This is a genomic window from Dactylosporangium sp. NPDC005572, assembly GCF_040605515.1.
Lineage (GTDB): Bacteria > Actinomycetota > Actinomycetes > Mycobacteriales > Micromonosporaceae > Dactylosporangium.
Genome location: NZ_JBEXCY010000202.1, coordinates 1 through 21,102, shown reverse-complemented (window position 1 = coordinate 21,102; position 21,102 = coordinate 1). Strand labels below are relative to the sequence as shown.

At 73.0% G+C, this 21,102-nt stretch carries 15 protein-coding genes and 1 pseudogene; 8 read left to right on the top strand and 8 right to left on the bottom strand.

The annotated features are described in order from the left end of the window. Positions 1 to 469: 469 nt before the first annotated feature. A pseudogene (locus tag ABZS66_RS49855) lies at positions 470 to 1,504 on the bottom strand (zinc-dependent metalloprotease); the annotation flags it as partial. Positions 1,505 to 1,584: 80 nt separating this feature from the next. Beyond that, a complete protein-coding gene (gene dacB, locus ABZS66_RS49850; RefSeq protein ID WP_354770097.1) occupies positions 1,585 to 2,988 on the bottom strand; it encodes a D-alanyl-D-alanine carboxypeptidase/D-alanyl-D-alanine-endopeptidase in 1,404 nt (467 codons plus the stop codon). An 81-nt stretch (positions 2,989 to 3,069) separates the two neighbouring features. Between dacB and ABZS66_RS49845 the strand changes: the two genes are divergently transcribed. Further along, positions 3,070 to 3,609 carry an inorganic diphosphatase gene (locus ABZS66_RS49845; RefSeq protein ID WP_354770096.1) on the top strand — a complete coding sequence of 180 codons (540 nt, stop codon included), beginning with the start codon at positions 3,070 to 3,072 and terminating at the stop codon, positions 3,607 to 3,609. Between the two features lie 70 nt (positions 3,610 to 3,679). On the opposite strand, the gene eccD is transcribed toward ABZS66_RS49845, so the two are convergent. Beyond that, the gene (eccD, locus tag ABZS66_RS49840) at positions 3,680 to 5,020 is read right to left on the bottom strand and encodes a type VII secretion integral membrane protein EccD (RefSeq protein WP_354770095.1); all 1,341 of its coding nucleotides are present in this window, start codon (positions 5,018 to 5,020) and stop codon (positions 3,680 to 3,682) included. A gap of 131 nt (positions 5,021 to 5,151) precedes the next feature. On the opposite strand from eccD, the gene eccCa reads away from it, so the two are divergent. Continuing rightward, positions 5,152 to 9,153, top strand: a complete 4,002-nt coding sequence (eccCa, locus tag ABZS66_RS49835; RefSeq protein WP_354770094.1) for a type VII secretion protein EccCa — start codon at positions 5,152 to 5,154, stop codon at positions 9,151 to 9,153. Positions 9,154 to 9,265: 112 nt separating this feature from the next. Continuing rightward, positions 9,266 to 10,579 carry a type VII secretion-associated serine protease mycosin gene (gene mycP, locus ABZS66_RS49830; RefSeq protein WP_354770093.1) on the top strand — a complete coding sequence of 438 codons (1,314 nt, stop codon included), beginning with the start codon at positions 9,266 to 9,268 and terminating at the stop codon, positions 10,577 to 10,579. A gap of 212 nt (positions 10,580 to 10,791) precedes the next feature. On the opposite strand, the gene ABZS66_RS49825 is transcribed toward mycP, so the two are convergent. From ABZS66_RS49825 to ABZS66_RS49805, 5 genes are all read right to left on the bottom strand, one after another. Beyond that, complete coding sequence (locus tag ABZS66_RS49825) at positions 10,792 to 11,976, bottom strand: MarP family serine protease (protein ID WP_354770092.1); 1,185 nt, start codon at positions 11,974 to 11,976, stop codon at positions 10,792 to 10,794. 4 nt (positions 11,977 to 11,980) lie between these two features. After that, entirely contained in the window at positions 11,981 to 12,652 is a 672-nt protein-coding gene (locus ABZS66_RS49820; protein ID WP_354770091.1) for a CoA pyrophosphatase, read from the bottom strand. A 22-nt stretch (positions 12,653 to 12,674) separates the two neighbouring features. After that, the gene (locus ABZS66_RS49815) at positions 12,675 to 13,295 is read right to left on the bottom strand and encodes a TlpA disulfide reductase family protein (RefSeq protein WP_354770090.1); all 621 of its coding nucleotides are present in this window, start codon (positions 13,293 to 13,295) and stop codon (positions 12,675 to 12,677) included. Then, positions 13,292 to 13,975, bottom strand: coding sequence for an endonuclease III (nth, locus tag ABZS66_RS49810; protein ID WP_354770099.1), 684 nt, complete (start codon positions 13,973 to 13,975; stop codon positions 13,292 to 13,294). The genes ABZS66_RS49815 and nth overlap by 4 nt, the downstream gene beginning before the upstream one ends. 97 nt (positions 13,976 to 14,072) lie before the next feature. Beyond that, positions 14,073 to 16,262: a CapA family protein gene (locus ABZS66_RS49805; protein ID WP_354770089.1), complete on the bottom strand. Its 2,190-nt coding sequence runs from the start codon at positions 16,260 to 16,262 to the stop codon at positions 14,073 to 14,075. Positions 16,263 to 16,485: 223 nt separating this feature from the next. Here ABZS66_RS49805 and ABZS66_RS49800 point away from each other — a divergent pair, with 223 nt between their 5' ends. From ABZS66_RS49800 to ABZS66_RS49780, 5 genes are all read left to right on the top strand, one after another. Further along, on the top strand, positions 16,486 to 17,163 hold the full coding sequence (locus tag ABZS66_RS49800) for a Crp/Fnr family transcriptional regulator (protein ID WP_190251286.1): 678 nt from the start codon (positions 16,486 to 16,488) through the stop codon (positions 17,161 to 17,163). Positions 17,164 to 17,399: 236 nt separating this feature from the next. Continuing rightward, on the top strand, positions 17,400 to 18,041 hold the full coding sequence (locus ABZS66_RS49795) for a TetR/AcrR family transcriptional regulator (RefSeq protein ID WP_354770098.1): 642 nt from the start codon (positions 17,400 to 17,402) through the stop codon (positions 18,039 to 18,041). Positions 18,042 to 18,054: 13 nt separating this feature from the next. After that, a complete protein-coding gene (locus tag ABZS66_RS49790; RefSeq protein WP_354770088.1) occupies positions 18,055 to 18,840 on the top strand; it encodes a TIGR03084 family metal-binding protein in 786 nt (261 codons plus the stop codon). Beyond that, positions 18,837 to 20,474, top strand: a complete 1,638-nt coding sequence (locus tag ABZS66_RS49785) for an acyclic terpene utilization AtuA family protein (protein WP_354770087.1) — start codon at positions 18,837 to 18,839, stop codon at positions 20,472 to 20,474. Before ABZS66_RS49790 ends, ABZS66_RS49785 begins: the two co-directional genes overlap by 4 nt. Continuing rightward, positions 20,474 to 21,102, top strand: a 629-nt coding sequence (locus tag ABZS66_RS49780; protein WP_354770086.1) for an acyl-CoA dehydrogenase family protein, incomplete at its 3' end; no start/stop codon positions are given. The genes ABZS66_RS49785 and ABZS66_RS49780, both read left to right, overlap by 1 nt.

The following is a 21,102-nucleotide window of genomic DNA, read 5'->3' as shown; positions in this document are numbered from 1 at the left end:
CCGGCCGCTCGCCGTCTCCGGCCTCACTGTCGGAGGCGTGGCCGGCCTGCGCCGAGATGCCCTCGTCGAACGCCCCGACGGGCTCCGGCACCTCCCCGGCGTCGGCCGCGGCCGCCTCCACGGCGGGCTCGACAACAGCCTCGCCGCCGTCACCCTCAGCACCGGCCTCCGCGGCGGGCTCGGATAACGGCTCGACCTCCGCCGGCGGGGCCTCATCGACGGGCGGACCGGCCGGCTCGACGGCGACCGGTGCCGACGCCTCGGCGGCGGGCTCGACGTCCGCGACCACCTCGGCCGGCGCCAGGCCGGCCACCTCGGTCGTCTCGGCGACGCCGGCCTCCGCAGGGGCCTCGTCGACCGGCTCGGGCACGGTCGGCACCGGCGCGGGCGGCACCTCGGCGACCGGCGCGGCGGCCGCCACGGGCGCGGGCCGCATCGGCGCCGGCCGGGTCAGTGCGCTGGAGCCCAGGACGCGGACGATCCAGGCCTCGGGGTCGCCCAGCTCGTCGAGGCGCGGGATGGTGAGCGGCGACTGCCAGATCTTGTTGAACCCGTCCATGCCGACCCGCTCGACGACGGCGTGCACGAACTTGCGACCCTCCGCATACTGCCGGAGCTTGACGTCGACGCCGAGCAGCTTGCGCAGGACGCGGTCGAGCGGGTTGGCGGCCTCGCGGCGGCGGTTGAACTTGGCGCGGATCTCCTCGACGCTCGGGATCACCTCGGGGCCGACGCCGTCCATGACGAACTCGGCGTGCCCCTCCAGCACCGTCATGAGCGCCGTGAGCCGGTCGAGCACGGCCTTCTGCCCGGGGGTCTGCACCAGGTCGAGGACCGACACCCGGCTGTCGGGGTCGCGGACCACGTCGGCGAGGGCGCCGATGCCGCGGCGGACGCGCTCGGCGAGCTGGTCCTGGTTGAGCTGCGAGGCGTCGACGAAGGCGCCGACCTCGCCCAGGAAGTACCCCCGCATCCAGGGGACCGCCGTGAACTGCACCCGGTGGGTCACCTCGTGGAGGCACACCCACAGGCGGAAGTCCCGCGAGTCGGCGTTGAGCTTCCGCTCGGCCTCGACGATGTTCGGGGCGACGAGCAACAGCTGGCCGGGGTCGGCGGAGAAGACCTCATACTGCCCGAGGACCTTCCCCGACAGGTAGGCCAGGACGGTGCCCGCCTGCACGCCCGTGAACCGGGAGCCGATGGCGCCGACAACCGCACCCGGCTGCTTGCCGCCCGCCAGCCGCTCCGCGAGGGGTTGGATGACCTGCCGGAGGCCCTCGATGTTGATGGCGGCCCAGTCGCGCCGGTCGACGACCCGCACCGGCGGTCCTTGGACCATGGCGCGGAGACCGGTGAAGGCCGTGACGTGGTCGGCCGCCTCGTCGGCCAGACCCCGCAGGTCGGCGACGGCGGCGGCGGCTTCTTCGTAGGAAACGGCGGGGCCACTCTTGCCCAACGCCCCTGCGGTCGCTGCGGCCAGGTCCCAATCGACGAACTGCGCCATGAACCAACCGTACCCGCGTCGGACCACCGGCGGCGGACTCCGCTACCCCGAGTAAACCCTGATGACGCTCCGCAGTCGCGTCATCTACAACCGCAGGCCGCGAGCGCCGCGGCCACCTTGTCGAGGGCGATCACGGCCTGGCCGCCGTTGGTCGTCTGGTCGGCCATGAACGCGAACGCGAGCGTGCGGCCGTCGGCGTCCACGACGATCCCGGTGAGCGAGTTGACCCCCGTCAGCGTCCCGGTCTTCGCCCGCACCAGGCCGGCCGCGGCGGCGCCTTCCCCGGCCTTGACATAGCGGGAGGCGAGGGTGCCGCTGTACCCCGCGACGGGCAGGCCGCTGAAGATCCCGTGCAGGTCGGCGCGGTCGGCCCGGGCGGCCATCGCCAGGATGCTGGTGAGCAGCGCCGGGGAGAGGCGGTCGTCGCGCGAGAAGCCGCTGCCGTCGACCAGGCCGTAGCCGGTGACGGGCAGGTTGAGCTCCTCCAGGACCATCTTCATCGCGGCGGCGCCGCCCTCGAACGACGCCGGCTGCCCCTTCGCGATCGCCACCTGGCGGGCGAGCGCGTCGGCGAGCACGTTGTCGCTCTCCTGGAGCATGAACTCGACCATCCGCACCATCGGCGGGGACTCGACCTTGCCGAGCTCCCTGGCGCCCTGCGGGGCCGTGCCGGCGGCGACCGCACTGTTCGGCAGCCCGAGCAGCCGGGCGAACTGCTGCGCGGCCTGCACGTCCGGCTGCGCGTAGCGGCCGCTGTACTTCTCCGCCTTGGTCCGGCCGCCCTCGGTCATCAGCGCCGTGATCAGGGCGCCCGAGCCGTTGGTGATTGCGTCGTCGTCCCAGCCCTGCCCCACGCCCGGCCCGGAGTACAGCGACTGGTCGTAGATCACGCGCGTCGGCGGCGTGTCACCCAGCGCCTCCTTGACCTGCGCCGCGAGGTTGTCCAGGCGGGGCGCGCCGGGGTAGTACGCGGTCGGGAAGACGCCCAGGGTCGGGTCGCCCGCCGCGATGATCACGACCTCCCCCGGCTGCGCGCCCTGGACGACGCGCGTGGTGATCCGGTACGCCGGGCCTCGCGCGCCGAGCGCCGCCGCCGCGGTGACCACCTTCGTCGTCGACGCGGGCGTCATGGCGGCGTCGGGCTCGGAGGAGTACAACACCTGCCCGGTGGCCACATCGACCACCGAGGCGGTGATGTGCGGGCCCAGCGCGGGCGCCGCCAGCAGCGGGCCGAGCGTGGCCGCGAGCGACGCCTGGGTCGGCATCGGCGCCTGGGTGTCCATCGCCGTCAGTACCGCGGGGGGCACTTCGGGCGTTTTGCCGGGCTCCCACGCGGTCGACTGTCCCCCGCCCGCGCCGAACGCCCGGACGATGCCCGGCCCGGCCAGGACAGCGCTCAGCGCGGCGACGAGCGCGACGACCACCACGACGATGCTCGTGATGACGCCGGCGCGGCCGCCGCCCTGTGGTGTTTCCCTCCCCACCCGACCCTCCCCGTTTCACGCCTCGGTGCTGTACGCGAGACTAGTGGTCGGCGCAGCGGTGCGAGGGTGAGGAGTCATCAGATGGACTTCGACGTCACGGTCGAAATCCCGAAGGGTCAACGCAACAAGTATGAGGTTGACCATGCCACGGGCCGCATCCGGCTGGACCGGACGCTGTTCACCTCCACGCAGTACCCGGCCGACTACGGCTACATCGAGGGCACACTCGGCCAGGACGAGGACCCCCTGGACGCGCTCGTGCTGGTCCAGGCCCCGACCTTCCCCGGCTGCCTGATCCGCTCCCGGGCCATCGGCATGTTCCGCATGACCGACGAGAAGGGCGGCGACGACAAGGTCCTGTGCGTCCCGGCCGACGACCCGCGACTGGAACACCTCCGCGACATCCACCACCTCGGCGAGTTCGACCGGCTGGAGATCCAGCACTTCTTCGAGGTGTACAAGGACCTGGAGCCCGGCAAGAGCGTCGAGGGCGCCACCTGGGTCGGCCGCGTCGAGGCCGAGGCGGAGATCGTCGAGTCCCGGCGCCGCTACCAGGAGGCGATCGCCGCCGGCACCTACCACGACCCGGGCGTCGCCCCGATCGCCCGCCCGATCGAGTAATCGAGCAATCTCCGAACCGGCCGGGCCCACAGCGGCCCGGCCTGTTTTTTCTCTCATGCTCTTTTGTCCGTCAGGTCAGCAGGCCGTAGAGGCCGAGCACGGCGCACGCCAGCGGCACCACGGACACGACGCAGAGGATGTCGAGCAGGTCGGCGGCGCGGCTGACGTACGGCGACGGTTGGCGGATCGCCGCCCGCGCCCCCGCAACCACGGTGACGAGGCCGGCCACCGCGACACCGGCGGCGAACACAGTCCCACCCCCGAGCGGCCCCGGCGCGAACACCGCCAGCGCGGCGAGTCCCGCCAGCCCGGCACCGATCAGCGGTAATCGGTGCCGCACCGTCACGAACGTCTGCACCCGCAGGAGCATGGCGAGGGCCGCGACGCCGACCAGGACCATCCCGGACACGTCCCCGGAGCGGGCCAGCACCAACGCCGCTCCCCCGGTCGCGACCGCCCACCCGATCAGCAGCCCGGCGAGCATCTCGTCGGCCCGCGCCACCGCGGCGAACACCCGCGCCCGCTCCGCCCCGCCCGACATCCGCCCGCCGCCGGCCAGGTCGGCGGGCAGCGCGGCGATCGGGACCGGCAGCCGGCCGAGCCGGATGGCCAGCAGCGGCACGGCAGCCACCCCCGGGACGACGAACGCCAGCACGACGGCGGCGCCGGCCGCGGGCCGGGTCAGCATCGCGAGCCCTGCCCCGGCGGTGCCGAGGATGCCGACCGCCGCTCCCGCGGCGAAGAGTCTCAGGAAGTGCGCGGCCGCGATTGCGCCGGCGACCGCCGCCAGGAGCAGCGCGGCCCCGCCGACGAGGGCGTGCCCGGCCGCCGTGCCCGGCGCGGGCCCGGACAGCCAGCCGGCGACCGCCGCGAACGGCATCCCGTAGGCGGCGACGACCGCGCCGATCTCCGCGTCGCCATACGCCCGGGACGCGACCGCTCCCGCCAGGACCAGCACCGTCGCGGCCACGGCGGCGACGGCGGGAACGTCGAAGCGCATCGTGGCGAGGAGCGCGACGGCCAGGCCGGCACCGCCCGCCGCGAGCGCGGTGGCGCGGGTGGCCGCCGGGCTCCACGGCGCGCCCTGTCGCCGGGCAGCCGCGGCGATGGCCTCGACCATGTCGTCGAACTCGAGCTCCGGCCAGCCGGACCGGGCCGGCACGAGGTGCAGCACGGTGCCGTCGCGGATGCCCTGCGTGGCCAGCCCGACGGCCGCCGACAGGGTGGTGCCGTCGGCGCGGCGCAGCAGCCATCCGCCGTGCCGCTCCCCGTCGTCGGCGAGGCCCTGGCCCGCGTGCCGGAGCAGGTCGGGAAGCAGTTCAGCCAGCGGTACAGCATCGGGGAGCGTGACGTCGATGCGCCGCTGCGGAGCGTTGATCGTCACGCGGGCCAGGCCGGCCACCGCGGTCATGGCCTAGAGGTACCACGTCGATCCGATCCCTGTCGCCCCGACCGCCGTCTATCTCACGTCAAGTAGCCAAATCCTCACCATTTGAGAACCGGGCCCGAAAATTGTCGGACCCGGCCCATAGAGTTCCCCGCGTGAGCACGGTCGTCATCAATCGGTCGCCACGGCGCCCCGCCCCGGAGATCCCGAGCGGCGAGCTGCCGGTGCCCGCGCCTCCGGAGGTTCCGCAGGCGCCGGTGTCGCGCTGGCAGCAGCTGATGCAGGTGGTGCCGATGCTCACCGGCACGATCGCGACGGCGTTCCTGTTCGCGGGCCGCGACGGCGGCACGTATTCGTATGTCGTCGGCGCGATCTTCGGCTTCTCCACGCTGGGCATGCTGCTCACCGGCGGCACGGGCGGCGCGCGCCGGTCCGAGATGACGGCGGCCCGCCGCGACTACCTGCGACAGCTCGCCGCCCTGCGCGGCCGGGTCCGCGAGACCGCGACCAAGCAGCGCACCGGGCTGCATTACCGCCATCCCGACCCGCACTCGCTGTGGTCCACCGTGGACAGCTTCCGGTTGTGGGAGCGGCGGCCGGCGGACGGCGACTTCGCCGTCGTGCGCGTCGCAGCCGGGCCGCAGACCCTGGCCACGCCCCTGATCCCGCCGCCGGCCCGGCCGCCCGACGAGCTGGAGCCGACCACCGCGGCCGCGCTGCGCCGGTTCCTCGACACCTACTCGGTCGTGCCCGGTCTGCCGGTGGCCATCTCGATGCGCAGCTTCGCCCGGATCCACGTGCGCAACGCTGCCACCGAACTGGTGACACCGACGGGGGTGACGGGTGCCTTGGATCCGGGACGAGGTTTGGTACGGGCAATGGTCGCGCAGCTCGTCGCCTTCCACGCACCGGGCGATCTGCTCGTCGCGGTCTGCGCTGCGCCGCACCGGCGAGCGCTGTGGGAGTGGGCGAAGTGGCTGCCCCACGCGCAGCATCCGACCCGCACCGACGCGGTCGGGCCGGTGCGGCTCGTCGCCGAGTCCGCGAAGGAGCTGGAGGAGCGCCTCGACGACCTGCTGGCCGGCCGGGGCCGGTTCGACGGCGAGCCGGGCACCGACCGCGTGGACGGGCCGCACGTCGTCGTCGTGCTCGACGGCGGCGACCGGTCCGGCAGCCGCCACCTCGACACTGCTGGCGGGATCGCCGGCGTGACGCTGATCGACCTCGACGGGCCGCCGCCGCGCCTGCTCGACCGCTCGGCCATCGTCCTGGAGCCTTCCGGCAGCCGGCTCACGACCGTCTCCGCCGACTCGGAGCCCGCCGACGTGCGCACCTCGGTCGGCCTGCCCGACCTGCTGGAGGTCGCCGAGGCGGAGGCGATCGCCCGCCGGCTCGCGCCGCTGCGGCTGGCCGCGCCGGCCGGCGACCCGGGCAAGACCGGCGTGCGGGACCTCGCCGCGCCCGTCGACCTCGCCGAGCTGCTCGGCCTGGGCGACCCGCGGGTGCTGGACGTCGCCGCGGCGTGGGCGCCGCGGCCGCACCGCGACCGGCTGCGGGTCACGATCGGCATCGGCCAGCAGGGGCAGCCAATCGACGTCGACCTCAAGGAGTCGGCGCAGGACGGGATGGGCCCGCACGGCCTGCTGATCGGCGCCACCGGGTCGGGCAAGTCGGAGCTGCTGCGCACGCTCGTGCTCGGGCTGGCAGCGACGCACTCGTCCGAGACGCTCAACTTCGTGCTGATCGACTTCAAGGGCGGCGCGACGTTCGCCCGGATGGACCGGCTGCCGCACGTGGCCGCGTTCATCACCAACCTGCGCAAGGAGCTGCCGCTCGTCGACCGCATGACCGACGCGATCAACGGCGAGGTCGTCCGGCGCCAGGAGGTGCTGCGGCGGGCCGGCGACTTCGACTCGGTCCTCGACTACGAGCGCGCCCGGGCCGGCGGTGCACCGCTCGGGCCGCTCCCGACCCTGCTCATCGTCTGCGACGAGTTCAGCGAACTGCTGGAGGCGAAGCCCGACTTCATCGACCTGTTCGTGCAGATCGGCCGGGTCGGCCGGTCGCTGGGCATGCATCTGCTGCTCGCCTCGCAGCGGCTCGAGGAGGGGCGGCTGCGCGGGCTCGACACCCACCTCTCCTATCGGCTGGGCCTGCGGACGTTCTCGTCGCTGGAGTCGCGCACCGTGCTCGGCGTGCCGGATGCGTACGAGCTGCCGCGCACCCCCGGCCACGGCTACCTGAAGGCGGGCACCGAGCCGCTGACGCGCTTCAAGGCGGCGTATGTGTCGGGGCGGTATCGCCGGGCCGGCGAGGAGTCGGCACAGCTGAGCGCGGGCGCGGAGCGGCGCGTGCTGGAGTACGGCACCCGGTTCGTCCCTCCCCCGCCGCAGCCCGTCGCCGCCCCGCAGCCCGCCGAGGCGGCGGCCGGTGACAGCCTCCTCGACATCGTCGTCGAGCGACTCGCCGGGCGGGGTACGCCGGCCCACCAGGTCTGGCTGCCGCCGCTGTCGGGCTCGGCGCCGCTCCACGAGCTGCTCGGGCCGCTGGTCGTCGACCCGACCTGCGGGCTCACCGTCGCCGACCCGGAGCTGCGGGGTGCGCTCCGGGTGCCGATGGCGTTCGTGGACAAGCCGCTGGAGCAGCGCCGCGACGTGCTGTGGATGCGTCTCGACGGCGCCGACGGGCACGTCGCCGTCGTCGGGGGCACGCAGAGCGGCAAGTCGGTCGCCCTACGCACGCTGATCGCCGGCCTGGCGCTGGCCCATACGCCGGCCGAGGTCCAGGTGTACTGCCTCGACTTCGGTGGCGGTCAGCTCGCCGGACTGCGCAGCCTCCCCCACGTCGGCGGGGTGGCCGGCCGCCTCGACACGACCGCGGTCCGCCGCACGGTCGGCGAGGTGGCGACGCTGCTCGCCGACCGCGAGCGCCGCTTCGCGGCCGAGGGCATCGACAGCATGGCGACCTACCGGCGCCGCCGCGCCGCCGGGACCAGCGCCGCGTCGCCGGCCGACCAGTGGGGTGACGTGTTCCTGGTGATCGACGGCTGGTCGACGGTGCACGGGGAGTACGAGGACCTGGAGGGCGTGATTACGGACATCGCGACGCGCGGCCTGTCGTACGGGATTCACGTGGCCGCCTCGGCGTCGCGCTGGATGGACTTCCGGGCCGCGCTGCGTGACCTGCTGGGCTCCCGGCTGGAGCTGCGGCTCGGCGACGAGATCGACTCGCTGGTGTCCCGCAAGGCCGCGGCCAACGTCCCGAAGGGCACACCCGGCCGCGGCATCACGCAGGAGGGCCTGCACCTCCTGGTCGCGCAGCCCCGGCTGGCGAGCGGTGACACGCCTGAGCTCGTCACCGCGGTCTCCGACGCGTGGACCGGCGCCCGCGCGCCGCGGGTGCGGCTCCTGCCGGCGCGCGTGCCGTTCGCGGCGATCGCCGACGACGCCGACCCGGCGAACCGCCTGGCCCTGCCGATCGGCATCGCGGAGAGCGACCTGCGCCCGGTCCGCGTCGACCTCGCCGCCGATCCGCACTTCCTGGTGTTCGGCGACGCCGAGTCGGGCAAGTCGACGGTGCTGCGCAGCTTGGCGACGTCGATCGGCGCCCGGTTCGCGCCGGAGGAGGCGCGGATCGTGCTGGTGGACTACCGCCGCAGCCTGCTCGGGGCGATCGAGACCGACCACCTGATCGGGTATGGCACAGCGGCCCAGCAGACCGAGGGGCTCATCGCCTCGGTCGCCGACTACATGGAGCGCCGCCTGCCCGGCCCCGACGTCACCCAGGACCAGCTGCGCACCCGCAGCTGGTGGACCGGCGCCGAGTGCTTCGTCCTGGTCGACGACTACGACCTGGTGGCCACCGGCTCGTCGAACCCGCTGCAGCCGCTGCTGCCGTACCTGGCCCAGGCCCGCGACATCGGCCTGCACCTGATCCTGACCCGCCGCACGGGCGGCGCTTCGCGAGCCCTGTACGAGCCCGTCCTCCAGCGCCTCCGCGAACTCTCGTCGGCGGGCCTCCAACTCTCCGGCGACCCCGACGAGGGCACGCTGCTCGGCACCGTCCGCCCCGGCCCCTTACCTCCGGGCCGCGGCTGGCTGACCACCCGCCGAGCCCCGACCCGCCTCATCCAGGTGGCCAACCTCCCAGCCACGTGATCCGCGGCGACCAAGGCGGGGCCGCGACTGAAGAGGGGGCGGCACGGAGGTGCTTGTGTTCCTTCGGCGAGGTGGGCGGAGCGGACTGACAAGGGGAGCCGTTCGGGACAGAATGGTCGGCATCGCGCCCACCGCCCTCGTCCGCGCCGCCGTTCGGGTCCTGATTGTCGGACTGACGGCGGCGTTGAGCTGTGCGGTGATCGTGGTCGGGGGTGTCGCTGTCGCTCAGGCCGATCAGGTTCGGCGGGAGCAGTGGCAGCTCTCGGCGCTTGAGGTGCGTGACGCCTGGAAGCTGTCGACCGGGAAGGGCGTTGTCGTCGCGGTCGTCGACAGCGGGGTCGACGCCTTGCATCCGGACCTGGTGGGACAGGTGCTGCCTGGCGTTGATCTCGTCGCCGATCCGGAGCAGGTCGAGGCCGCCGGCAGTGTTGTTCAGGTTGATCCGGTTGGGCATGGGACCACCGTTGCCGGGTTGATTGCCGGGAGCGACTCCGACAGTGCCGGGGTTGTCGGGATTGCGCCCGGGGCGAAGATTCTGCCGGTGCGGGTGCTTGACCAGCAGAACAAGTACGACGATCCCGAGGTTGTCGCCGCGGGGATTCGGTGGGCGGTCGAGCACGGGGCCGGGGTCATCAACCTCTCCCTCGGGGGTGCTCTGCGGAGTGAGGCGATTGCGGCGGCGTTACGGTTCGCGGCTGCCGCCGATGTCGTGGTCGTCGCCTGCACCGGGAACATCGCCACTGATCCGTCCGTGCACCAGGTCTGGTACCCGGCCCGTGAGCCCGGAGTCGTTGCCGTCGCGGGGCTCAATCGGGCGGCGCAGGAGGCTTCCGTCAACTCGACCAAGGACGTGTTGTGGGCCGGGTCGCTGACCGGGCCGGAGACCGTGTTGACGGCACCCGCGGACAGCCTTACCGGGGCCCGGCCGGGTGGGGGGTACTGGCAGGTGCAGGGCACCAGTTTTGCCGCGCCGCTGGTTGCCGGGGTTGCCTCGCTCATCCGGGCCCGGTATCCGCAGATGAGTGCGGCCAACGTCGTCAACCGGATGATCGAGACCGCGCGGGATCTTGGGCCCGAGGGGCGGGACGATCGGTTCGGGTTCGGAGAGGTGGATCCGGTCGCCGCCCTCAAAGAACGGGTGCCCGAGGTCGTCGCCAATCCCTTGGCGACCGTGCCGCCCCGGCCGGGGCCGTCGGGTGGGCGTGGACCGTTGCCCAGTGCGCCTGCCGTGCCGCGGGAGGGTGGGGCGGCGCCCCTGCCTGCGGTGGAGACGACGGTGGTGCTCGCCGAGCCGGTGGCGGACGGGCGGCGGCTCGGGTCCAGCGTCGCGGTCGGGCTGATGGCGACCGTTCTGATCATGGTCGGTGGGGCCGCCGGGGTGCTGCTCCATCACCGTCGGCAGCATCGACGGCGGGCGACCTTCTAGATCAAGAGCACCCGGCGACCGGCGGGCGACCTTCTGGGTGCAATGCGCCCGCCGATGCATCGTCGATCTGTGGGTTCCGGGTCATGCCGACCTCGTCGGTCCTTATCGCGAGGCCTGCTCGACCGCCGCCTTCAGTGCGGTTTGACCTCGCCCTGCGCCGCCGGCCGCGCCTCGCGGCGAGGTCCCATCGCGGCGTTCTGCGGTTGGTGGGGTCAGGCGCACTTGCCCGTGTTGGTTGGTTCGTTGTGGGTTTTGCCTGCTTCGGCTACCACCGAGGCCTCCTCGGCCGTCACCGCGAAGCCCGTCTGGGGGTCGTCCGCCGCGGCGGCGAAGATGATGCCCAGGACCTGGCCGTCCGTGGCCACCAGGGGGCCGCCCGAGTTGCCGCTGCGGACCAGGGCGCGGATCGTGTAGATCTCGCGGGTGACCTTGCCGTCCTCGTAGATGTCGGGGCCGGTGATGTCGCGGTGGTCGCGGATGCGGGCCGACTGGGCGTCGTACGGGCCGTCGAGCGGGTAGCCGATCACGATCGCGTCGGCGTTGGACTCCGCCTTCTTCGTGGCGAAGGGCATGACCGGGGCGTTCAGGTCCTTGACGTAGAGGACGGCCAGGTCGCGCTCCGGGTCGTAGGCCACCACCACCGCCTTCTTCTGGGAGCCGTTGACCTCGACGCTCACGCTCTTCGTGCCGGCCACCACGTGCGCGTTGGTCATCACGCGCTGCGGGGCGTACACGAAGCCTGAGCCCTCGATGCGGCGGGAGCAGCTCGGGGCGGTGCCCAGGACCTTCACCACCGACTTCTTCGAGTTCTTGACGACCTCCGAGCCGGCCAGCTTCGGGTCGGGCGGGGAGACCTCCTTGACCCGGGTCGGCGAGAGGCCGTCGAACACGTCCGGGAAACCGCGCGTGTCGACCGTGTCACGCAGCGCCTCGGACAGGGCGTCGGCCTGGGCCGGCATCGCGTCGTCGACGACGTTGAGGATGAGCGAGTTGCTCACCGCGCGGGCCAGCCACGGCAGCGACGAGGCGCTGAGCGGCGTGGCGACCAGCCAGACCACGGCCAGGACCGCGACGACCGACACCACGGCGCCGCCGGCGTTGTCGACGGCCTGGGCCTTGCGGTTAACGATCGCGCTGCGCATGCGGTTGCCCACGAAGCTCGCCAGCGCCTGACCGGCTACGGCCAGGCCGAACACGCAGGACAACGAGATGACGACCCGGACCGGGTCGTCATCGAACTGGTCGGCGATCAGCGGCCCCAGCTGCAGGCCGAGCAGGGCGCCGCCGAAGAACCCGATGAATGACAGCAGACCAACGAGGAACCCCTGGCGGTAGCCGTTGATGGCGAACATCACCACGAGGAGCAGGAGGACGATATCGATCACGCTGCCAAACACGCATTCAGGGTACGGGTGCGGCACCAGGTGTCGGCAGTTCCTCAACCCGGCCGATCGGCCAGTCCACCGCCCAACCACCGAGTTCCAGCAGCGTAGACAGCACGCCGGCGGTAAAACCCCACACCAACATGTCGTGTATCCGAAACGCCGGACCGATCCAACCGCTGGGATGGCGCAGCCGCAGGCGGTGCGCCGGGTCGACCAGGTCGCGGATCGGCAGGCGCTCGACCCGGGCCACCTCGGCCGGGTCGGCGGGGCCGACCGGATGTGGCGTACGCCACCACGCGAGCACCGGAGTGACCAGGAAGTTACTCACCGGAATCCACAGCGTGGGCAGGGTCGCGACGACCTCGACGGTGCGCGGGTCGAGCCCGACCTCCTCCTCCGCCTCGCGCAGCGCGCACGCGATCGTGTCGGCGTCGCCGGGGTCGACCGCACCGCCCGGGAACGCCGGCTGCCCGGCGTGGTTGCGCATGGTCGCGGCACGCTGGAGGACGAGGATGTCCGGACCGGACTCGGGCTGCTCGCCGAAGAGGATGAGCACGGCGCTCTGCCGGCGGCCCTCGCCGTCGGGCGTCGGCAGGCGCGTGAACTCGGCGGCCTCGGCGTGGCGCACCCGCGTGAGCAGGGGCTCGAACCAGCCGGGCAGGTCCGCGGGCGGCTCGGGATCGGTCACAAGACCCCCTTCGCGATTTTGATCATGACGGTACCGCCACGCCGAGGTGCTGCTGGGTGAGCGCGCGCAGCTCGGCCTCGTCGAGGGCCGGCCCCTGGTACGCGTGCGCGATCCGCCCGTCGGCGGTGATGAAAAGGGTCACCGGCAGGTTGACCAGGGCCTTGTCGACGAGCGGGCTGGCCGCGATGGCGAACTGCTGGCCCGGGTCCTCGAGCATCGGGAAGGTCAGTTTCAGCTGCTCGATCACCGACTGGGCCCACTCGTGGCGGTCCTTGGTGACGATGCCGACGACCCGCACCTTGCCGGCGCCGGCGGTCGCGACGCGCTGGATCACCGGCAGCTCGGTCTTGCAGGGCCCGCACCACGACGCCCACAGGTTCACGATCGTGGGAGCGCCGCCGAGGTCGGCGACCGACGTCCAGCGGCCGCCCACGAAGCACTGGAGCGCCATCGCGGGCAGCGCCGGCCCGGACGACGGCGACCCGGCCGAGGCGGCCGGCGACGCGGGCGGCTCGATGCAGCGGGGGCCGGTGGGCGCGGCGGTCGGCGCCGGGTCGGGCGAGTCGATCCCCGCGGTGCAGCCGGCCAGGGCGAACAGCGCGGCTGCCAGCAGTACCGTGGCCGCACCGGAGAAACGCGTCACGAAGCCAGCGCCAATTCGGCCAGCTCGTGCGCGCGCGGGCCCTTGAGCAGGGGGATCGCCGTTTCGACGTCGGTCGGGCCGATGCCGTACGACGGGCAGTCCTTCCGCAGCGTGCAGGCCCCGCAGGCGGGTTTGCGGGCGTGGCACACGCGCCGGCCGTGGAAGATCACGCGGTGGGAGAGCATCGTCCAGTCGCGGGGCTCGATGAGCGCGGCGATGGCGAACTCGATCTTCACCGGGTCGGACTCGGTGGTCCACGCCCACCGCTGGGTCAGCCGCTGGAAGTGGGTGTCGACGGTGATGCCCGGCACGTCGAACGCGTTGCCGAGGATGACATTGGCGGTCTTGCGCCCGATGCCCGGCAGCGCGACGAGGTCGGTGAGCGTCCCCGGTATCTCCCCGTCGTGCCGTTCGATGAGGGCCTGACCCAGCTTGATCAGTGAGTCGGTCTTGTTCCGGAAGAAGCCGGTGGGCCGGATGAGCTCTTCCATCTCCATCCGGTCGGCGCCGGCGTACGCGGCCGCGTCCGGATAGCGGGCGAACAGCTTCGGCGTCACCTGGTTGACCCGCTCATCCGTGCACTGGGCCGAGAGGATCGTCGCGACGGCGAGCTCGAGCGGCGTGGTGAAGTCGAGCTCGCAGTGCGCGTCGGGGTGGATCGCCGCGAGCGCGCGCCCCATCCGGCGCGCGCGCCGCTTCAGTCCCAGCGCAGTCTCGGTCACGCACCGACAATACGTCGGCGTGTCGGCGGGCCCGATCGAGCGACCCGCCCTCTCGCTAACCGCCGGCCGGCGGCGTGATCGTGCCGTCCGTCGCGATCTTCGGCCCGGTGGTCGGGAAGTCCTGCTTCGTGAGGTTCGAGACCATAGGGATGGCCTGCTTCTTCGGGTCGGGCTTGGGCAGGCCGGGCGCGACCATGTAGGTCGCGGTGAGCGAGCCGCTCTTCCAGGTGCCGTCGCCCGCGAGCTGGACCTTCAGCACGCCGCCGACGCCGACCACGCCGTTGTAGCTCAGGGCCCGGTAGCCGGCGAAGTTGCCCAGGCTGTAGGCGATCAGGCGACCCTTGTAGAACTCCATCGCCCGCATGACGTGCGGGCCGTGGCCGACGACCAGGTCGGCGCCGGCGTCGATGACCGTGTGGGCGAACGCGATCGTGTCGCAGCGGTTCTCGCCGAGGAAGTACTCCGTGCCGGGCTTGGTGCGGGTCTTGTCGGAGCCCTCGGCGCCCTGGTGCACCTGGACGACGACCAGGTCGGCCTGCCCGGCCGCCTCCTTGATGATCTTGCTCGCACCGTCGAGGTCGCTGCACAGGTTCGACCACCTGTACGACGCGAAGCCGACCACGGCGATCTTGACGCCCTTGACCTCGGCGACCGAGATCATGCCCGGCCAGCCGGTGTATTTGATGCCGGCACCGTCGAGGGCCTTCTGGGAGTTCTTGTACCCCTGTTCGCCGAAGTCGTAGGCGTGGTTGTTCGCCATCGTCATCATCATGAACCCGGCGTCCTTGAGGTTGTTCACGTACGACGGCGGGGTCCGGAAGGCGAAACAGGTCTTGCCGGCGGACTCGGCCGAGCACTTCCCGACCCCGGTGTCGTCGGTCAGCGTCTGCTCCAGGTTGCCCATCTGGAAGTCGGCGACCAGGAACTCCTTGACCGGTTCGAAGAAGCCCTTGCCGCCGTCGGGCGGCAGGCCGTTGGGCGCCATGCCCATGACGATGTCGCCGGTGGCGGTCATCGAGATGCCCTCGGCCGGCCCGGGCACGCCCGCCGCGGCCGGCGATCCGTTCGGCGAGCCGGAGGTACCGCCGGCCGCCTGCGGCTGGCCGGACGTCGCACTGCTGGACGGCTTCGGATCGTCGTTGCCGCCGAGCAGGGTCGCCGCACCGGCCGTGCCGGCGCCCACCACGAGGACGGCGACCACGCCGAGCAGGATCGCGGTGCGGCGTCGACCGCCGCGGCCCTCGGGCGGGGCCTCACCGGGGAGGGGGAGCTTGCGCCGGCCGGCGCGCTCCTCGGGCTGGTACGCCTGGGCCGCGTACAGGTCCTCGGGCCGCGCCAGGCCGGGGATGGGGTCGCGGGAGCCGCCGTACAGCGGTCCGGACGCCTCATTGCCGCGCTGCCCGAAGGCGGAGGAATCGCGCCCGTAGAGGGGGCCGGTGGAGTCGCCCCGGCCGTACACCGGGCCGGTCGAGTCTCCCGGGCCGAACATGGGCCCGGTCGAGTCGCCGCGGCCGTAGGCGGGGCCGGTCGGCTCGAAGCCGCCGCGACCGGTGCCGGGCCCGCCAACCGGCGGCTCAGCACCGAAGCCACCGCCGTAGGCCGGTCCACCGGCGGCCGCATCCGGACCAAAGCCGCCGCGCCCGCCAGCCGGCGGCTGCGCGCCGAAGGCGCCTCGGGGGGAGCCCGGCCCGCCGACCGGCGGCTCGCCGCCGAAGGCCGGACCGCCGGCAGCCGCATCCGGACCGAAGCCGCCGCGCCCGCCAACTGGCGGCTCCGCGCCGAAGGCCCCTCTGGGGGAGCCCGGCCCGCCGACCGGCGGCTCGCCGCCGAAAGCGGGACCCGAAGCCGGGCCGCCGAACGTCCGGCCGCCCGAGGGCGGGCCGTCGAAGGCCGGGCCGGCGGAAGGTGGGGCCGGCGGAACGGATGCGCCGCCGTAGACCGAGCCGGTGGCCTCGCGGGGGCCGCCGAAGGAGCCAGTCGGGTCGCGCTGGACGCTGCCGAACGCGCTCGTGCCGCCCACCCGGGCCCGGCCCGAGGAGGCGCCGCCCGGCGGTGGGCCTGGCGGCTGAGCGCCGAACGCGCCGGTCGCCTCGGCCGGTGGTGGAGGAGGAGGAGAATAGGAAGAGGGCCTGTTGTAACCCTGGGCGCCCCGGGCCGGTTGGTCCGGTGACGGGGTGCTCGAGCCGGTCCGGTCGTCGTCGGCCGGTTCGTCCGGCCAGCGCGACGGGCCGCCGTATACCGTCATGCGATCTCTCCACCCCATACGCCGGTCGCCATCACCGTGCCCCGGGCAACATATCGCACCTTCGCGACCCCGCACCGAGCCGAATCCAGAACAGGGGTTGCGCAGGTCGCCCGGTACTGTCAGCATCCCGCCCGACGCTCATCGGACGGCTTCATGTGCATAAACTGGCGTTCGCGCGATCGCTCAAGAGCGGGTGGAGCGCCGACGATTCGAGGTGGACGCGATGGACGAGGTACTGGCACGGAGCGGCATCTTCCAAGGGGTCGAGCCCGAGGCTGCGGAATCCCTCGCCAAAGAGATGGAAACGATCGACCTGCGCAAGGGCGAGATCGTCTTCAGTGAGGGCGAGCCCGGTGACAGCCTGTACATCGTGCTGTCCGGCAAGATCAAGGTCGGTCGCCGCGCCGCCGACGGGCGGCAGAATCTCATCGCCGTGATGGGGCCCAGTGACATGGTCGGCGAGCTGTCGCTGTTCGACCCGGGTCCGCGCACGGCCACGGCCACCGCCGTGCTCGACACGCGCCTGGCCCGGCTGCGCAAGCAGGCCCTGCGTCCCTGGCTGACCAACCGGCCGGAGATCGCCGAGCAGCTGCTGCGCGTGCTGGCCCGCCGGCTGCGCCGCACCAACGACTCGCTGGCCGACCTGATCTTCACCGACGTCCCCGGACGCGTGGCGAAGACGCTGCTGCAGATGGCCGGCCGGTTCGGCACCCGCGACGGCGGTGTGCTGCGGGTCAACCACGACCTGACCCAGGAGGAGATGGCCCAGCTCGTCGGCGCCTCGCGCGAGACGGTCAACAAGGCCCTCGCCGACTTCGCGTCCCGCGGCTGGCTCCGCCTCGACGGCAAGAGCGTGATCATCATGGACCCCGAGCGCCTGGCCCGCCGCGCCCGAGTCTGACCCGCGCCCTCCGTAGACCCTCCGGAAGAACCCGAGCCGTCGGAAGCACCCGCTGGAACGACCCCGCACGACACCCCCTGAGCTGTTCCTGAACAAGGACGGCTCAGCCCGCCCAGAAAAAAATCAGTCTTGACTGTTTGTTTCAACAGGGCGCAAGCTGGGCGAAGTGACGACGGGGGCAGATCGGAGCGGAGCCGCAGGTGAGCGAGACGACGCGCGGACCGGAGGAGCACCGCATCCGCGGGGCCGCCGCCAAGCGTGCGCAGCCCGGTGTCACCACCGCCGTGCGGGAGCCGCAGCAGGATCGCAGCCGGGCCACCCAGCAGCGGCTGCTGGAGGCGACCGTCGAGTGCCTGTACCGGTACGGCTGGTCCGGCGCCACCACCACCGTCATCGCCGAGCGGGCCGGTGTCTCCCGCGGCGCCCAGCTGCACCACTACCCCACCCGCGCGGCCCTCGTGCTCGCCGCCGTGCAGCACCTCGCCGAGCGGCGCGCGGAGGAGATCCGGGCCGAGTCCGCCAACCTCGCCGCCGGCCTCACCCGGACCGAACGGGTCGACCAGGTCATCGACCTGCTCGCCGCCGCGTTCACCGGGCCGCTGTTCGTCGCGGCGCTGGAGCTCTGGGTCGCCGCGCGCACCGACCCGGAGTTGCGCGAGGCACTGGTACCACTGGAAGCCCGCGTCGGTCGCGAGATGCACCGCCTCACCGTCGAGGTCCTCCAGGCCGACGAGTCGAAGCCGGGAGTCCGCGAGGCGGTACAGGCGACCCTCGATCTCCTCCGCGGACTCGGTGTCGCCAACCTGCTCACCGACGACACCCCACGGCGCAACCAGCTCCTCGCCACCTGGAAGCAGCAGCTAGCAACCCACCTGTAAGGGGACACCGCCGATGGCAACGCTGCCTGAAGTGCTCGCCGACCTGGAAGCGGAGTCGGCCGCGCTCGACCGCCTGGTCAGCGCGCTGCCCGTCGAGGACTGGAGCCGCCCGACCCCGGCGCCGGGCTGGACGGTCGCCCACCAGATCGCGCACCTGCACTGGACCGACTCGGTCGCCGCGCTCGCGGCCACCGACCCGGCGGGGTTCATCGCGAAACTGAGCGAGGTCGATGACCCCTACCGCCTGGTGGACCAGACGGCCGCGGAAGGCGTCGCCCCGCCGGCCGAGCTCCTCGCGAAGTGGCGGGCCGGCCGGGCAGCGCTCGTCAAGGCGCTGAGCAACGTCCCAGAAAAGGAGAAGCTGCCCTGGTTCGGCGTCGCGATGTCGCCCCTGTCCAGCGCCACCGGCCGCATGATGGAGACCTGGGCGCACGGCCGGGACATCGCGGAGACGATCGGCGCCGAGGAGCACCTGCGACCCACGGACCGGCTGCGGCACGTCGTCTTCCTGGGGTACCGCACGATCGCCCACAGCTTCGTCATGCACGGCCGCGCCGAGCCGAGGCAGCCGTTCCGCGTCGAGCTGTCGACCACCGGCGGCGACCTGTGGACGTTCGGCCCCGAGGACGCGCCGAACCGCGTCGCCGGCCCCGTGCTCGACTTCTGCCTGCTGGTCACCCAGCGCCGTCACCCGGCCGACCTCGCCCTCCAGGTCACCGGCGACGAGGCCCGCGAGTGGACGACGGTCGCGCAGGCGTTCGCCGGTCCCCCGGGAGCGAAGCGGGAGCCGAAGCGATGATCAGGATCGGCAACGCCTCCGGCTTCTACGGCGACCGCGCCTCCGCCTGGCAGGAGATGCTCGACGGCGGCGACCTCGACGTCCTCACCGGCGACTACCTGGCCGAGCTGACCATGCTCATCCTCGGCCGCGACCTGATGAAGGACCCCTCGACCGGCTACGCGAAGACCTTCCTCCGCCAGCTGGAGGGCATCCTCGAGACGGCCCTCGCCAAGGGCACCAGGATCGTCACCAACGCCGGCGGCCTCAACCCGGCGGGCCTCGCCGCGGCGATCGAGAAGCTCGGCGACGTCAAGGTCGCCCACGTCAAGGTCGCCCACGTCACCGGAGACCGCGTCGAGGACCCGACGGCGCTGACCGCGAACGCCTACCTGGGCGCGTTCGGCATCGCCGAGTGCCTCGCGGCGGGCGCCGACGTCGTGATCACCGGCCGCGTCACCGACGCCAGCCTCGTCGTCGGGCCGGCCATCGCCCACTACGGCTGGACGCGCGACGACCTCGACGCCCTCGCCGGCGCCACCGTCGCCGGCCACATCCTGGAGTGCGGCGCGCAGGCGACGGGCGGCAACTTCGCCTTCTTCACCGAGCTGCCCGACGGCGCCCGCCGCCCCGGCTTCCCGCTCGCCGAGGTGCGGCGCGACGGCAGCGCGGTGATCACCAAGCACCCCGGCACCGGCGGCGCGGTCACCGTCGAGACCGTCACCGCCCAGCTGCTCTACGAGATCGGCGCGCCGCAGTACCTCGGGCCGGACGTCGTCGCGCACTTCGACACCATCCGGCTCAGCCAGGAGGGCCCCGACCGGGTGCTCGTCGACGGCGTCATGGGCAGTCCGCCGCCGCCCACGCTGAAGGTCGGCGCGAACCGGCTCGGCGGCTTCCGCAACACCATGACGTTCGTGCTCTGCGGCCTCCAGATCGAGGAGAAGGCCGCGCTGGTCCGCGCCCAGCTCGAGGACGCGATCGGCGCCGACGGGCTGGAGTTCGTCCTCGCGCGCACCGACCACCCCGACGCCGCGGAGGAGCAGGCGGCGAGCGCTCTGCTGGCGGTACACCTGAAAAGCCCGGATCAGCGACGGGCCGGACGCGCGTTCTCCCAGGCCGCGGTGGAGCTGGCACTGGCGTCCTATCCGGGCCTGACGTTGACCGCTCCGCCCGGCGACGCCACGCCTTTCGGGGTCTTCTCCCACCATCTGGTCCCTCAGGAGGCCGTCGGACACGTCGCGGTCCTGCCCGACGGGGCGCGCCGGCGGATTCCGCCGCCACCGGAGACCGCCGAGACTGTCACCCGGCAGGCGCCCACGGGCGCACGGGGCCCGTCGACGACCAGAGCGCCGTTCGGGACGCGGTTCGGCGCACGGTCGGGCGACAAGGGCGGCGACGCCAACCTCGGCGTGTGGGCGCGCGATGCGGACGGGTGGGAGTGGCTGCGCGGCTTCGGCACCGACGAGCTGCGCGAGCTGCTGCCGGAGACGCGCGACCTGGCGGTCGAGCGGTACGAGCTGCCCAACCTGCGCGCGGTGAACTTCGTGATCCGGGGGATCCTCGGCCAGGGCGTCGCGGCCAGCACCCGCTTCGATCCGCAGGGCAAGGCGCTCGGCGAGTGGCTGCGATCCAGGGTGGTCGACCTCCCGTGATCGATGCATTTGAGACCGAGGAGCGGCGGCGGCTGCGCGAGCTCACCCGCGCGTTCGTCACCCGCGAGGTGCTCCCGCACCTCAACGCGTGGGAGGACGCCGGCGAGGTGCCCCGCGCGCTGCACCGCACGGCCGCCGAGCTGGGCCTGCTCGGCATCGGCTTCCCCGAGGAGGTCGGCGGCTCGGGCGGCGACCTGCTCGACACCGTCGTGGTCACCGAGGAGCTGATTCAGGCCGGCGGCTCGTCGGGCCTGGTCGCGGCCCTGTTCACGCACGGCATCGCGCTGCCGCACATCGTCGCCCACGGCGATCGCGAGCTGATCGAGCGGTACGTGACGCCCACCCTGGCCGGCGAGAGGATCGGCTGCCTGGCGATCACCGAGCCGGACGGCGGCTCCGACGTGGCCGGCATCCGCACGACGGCGAAGCGGGACGGCGACCACTACGTCGTCAACGGCGCCAAGACGTACATCACCAGCGGCGCCCGGGCCGACTTCGCCACGACCGCCGTGCAGACGCCGGGCGGCTTCGCCCTGCTGGTAGCCGAAGGCTTCGGCGTCACCCGGAGGTTGGACAAGATGGGCTGGCGCTGCTCGGACACCGCCGAGCTGTCCTTTGTGGACGTGCG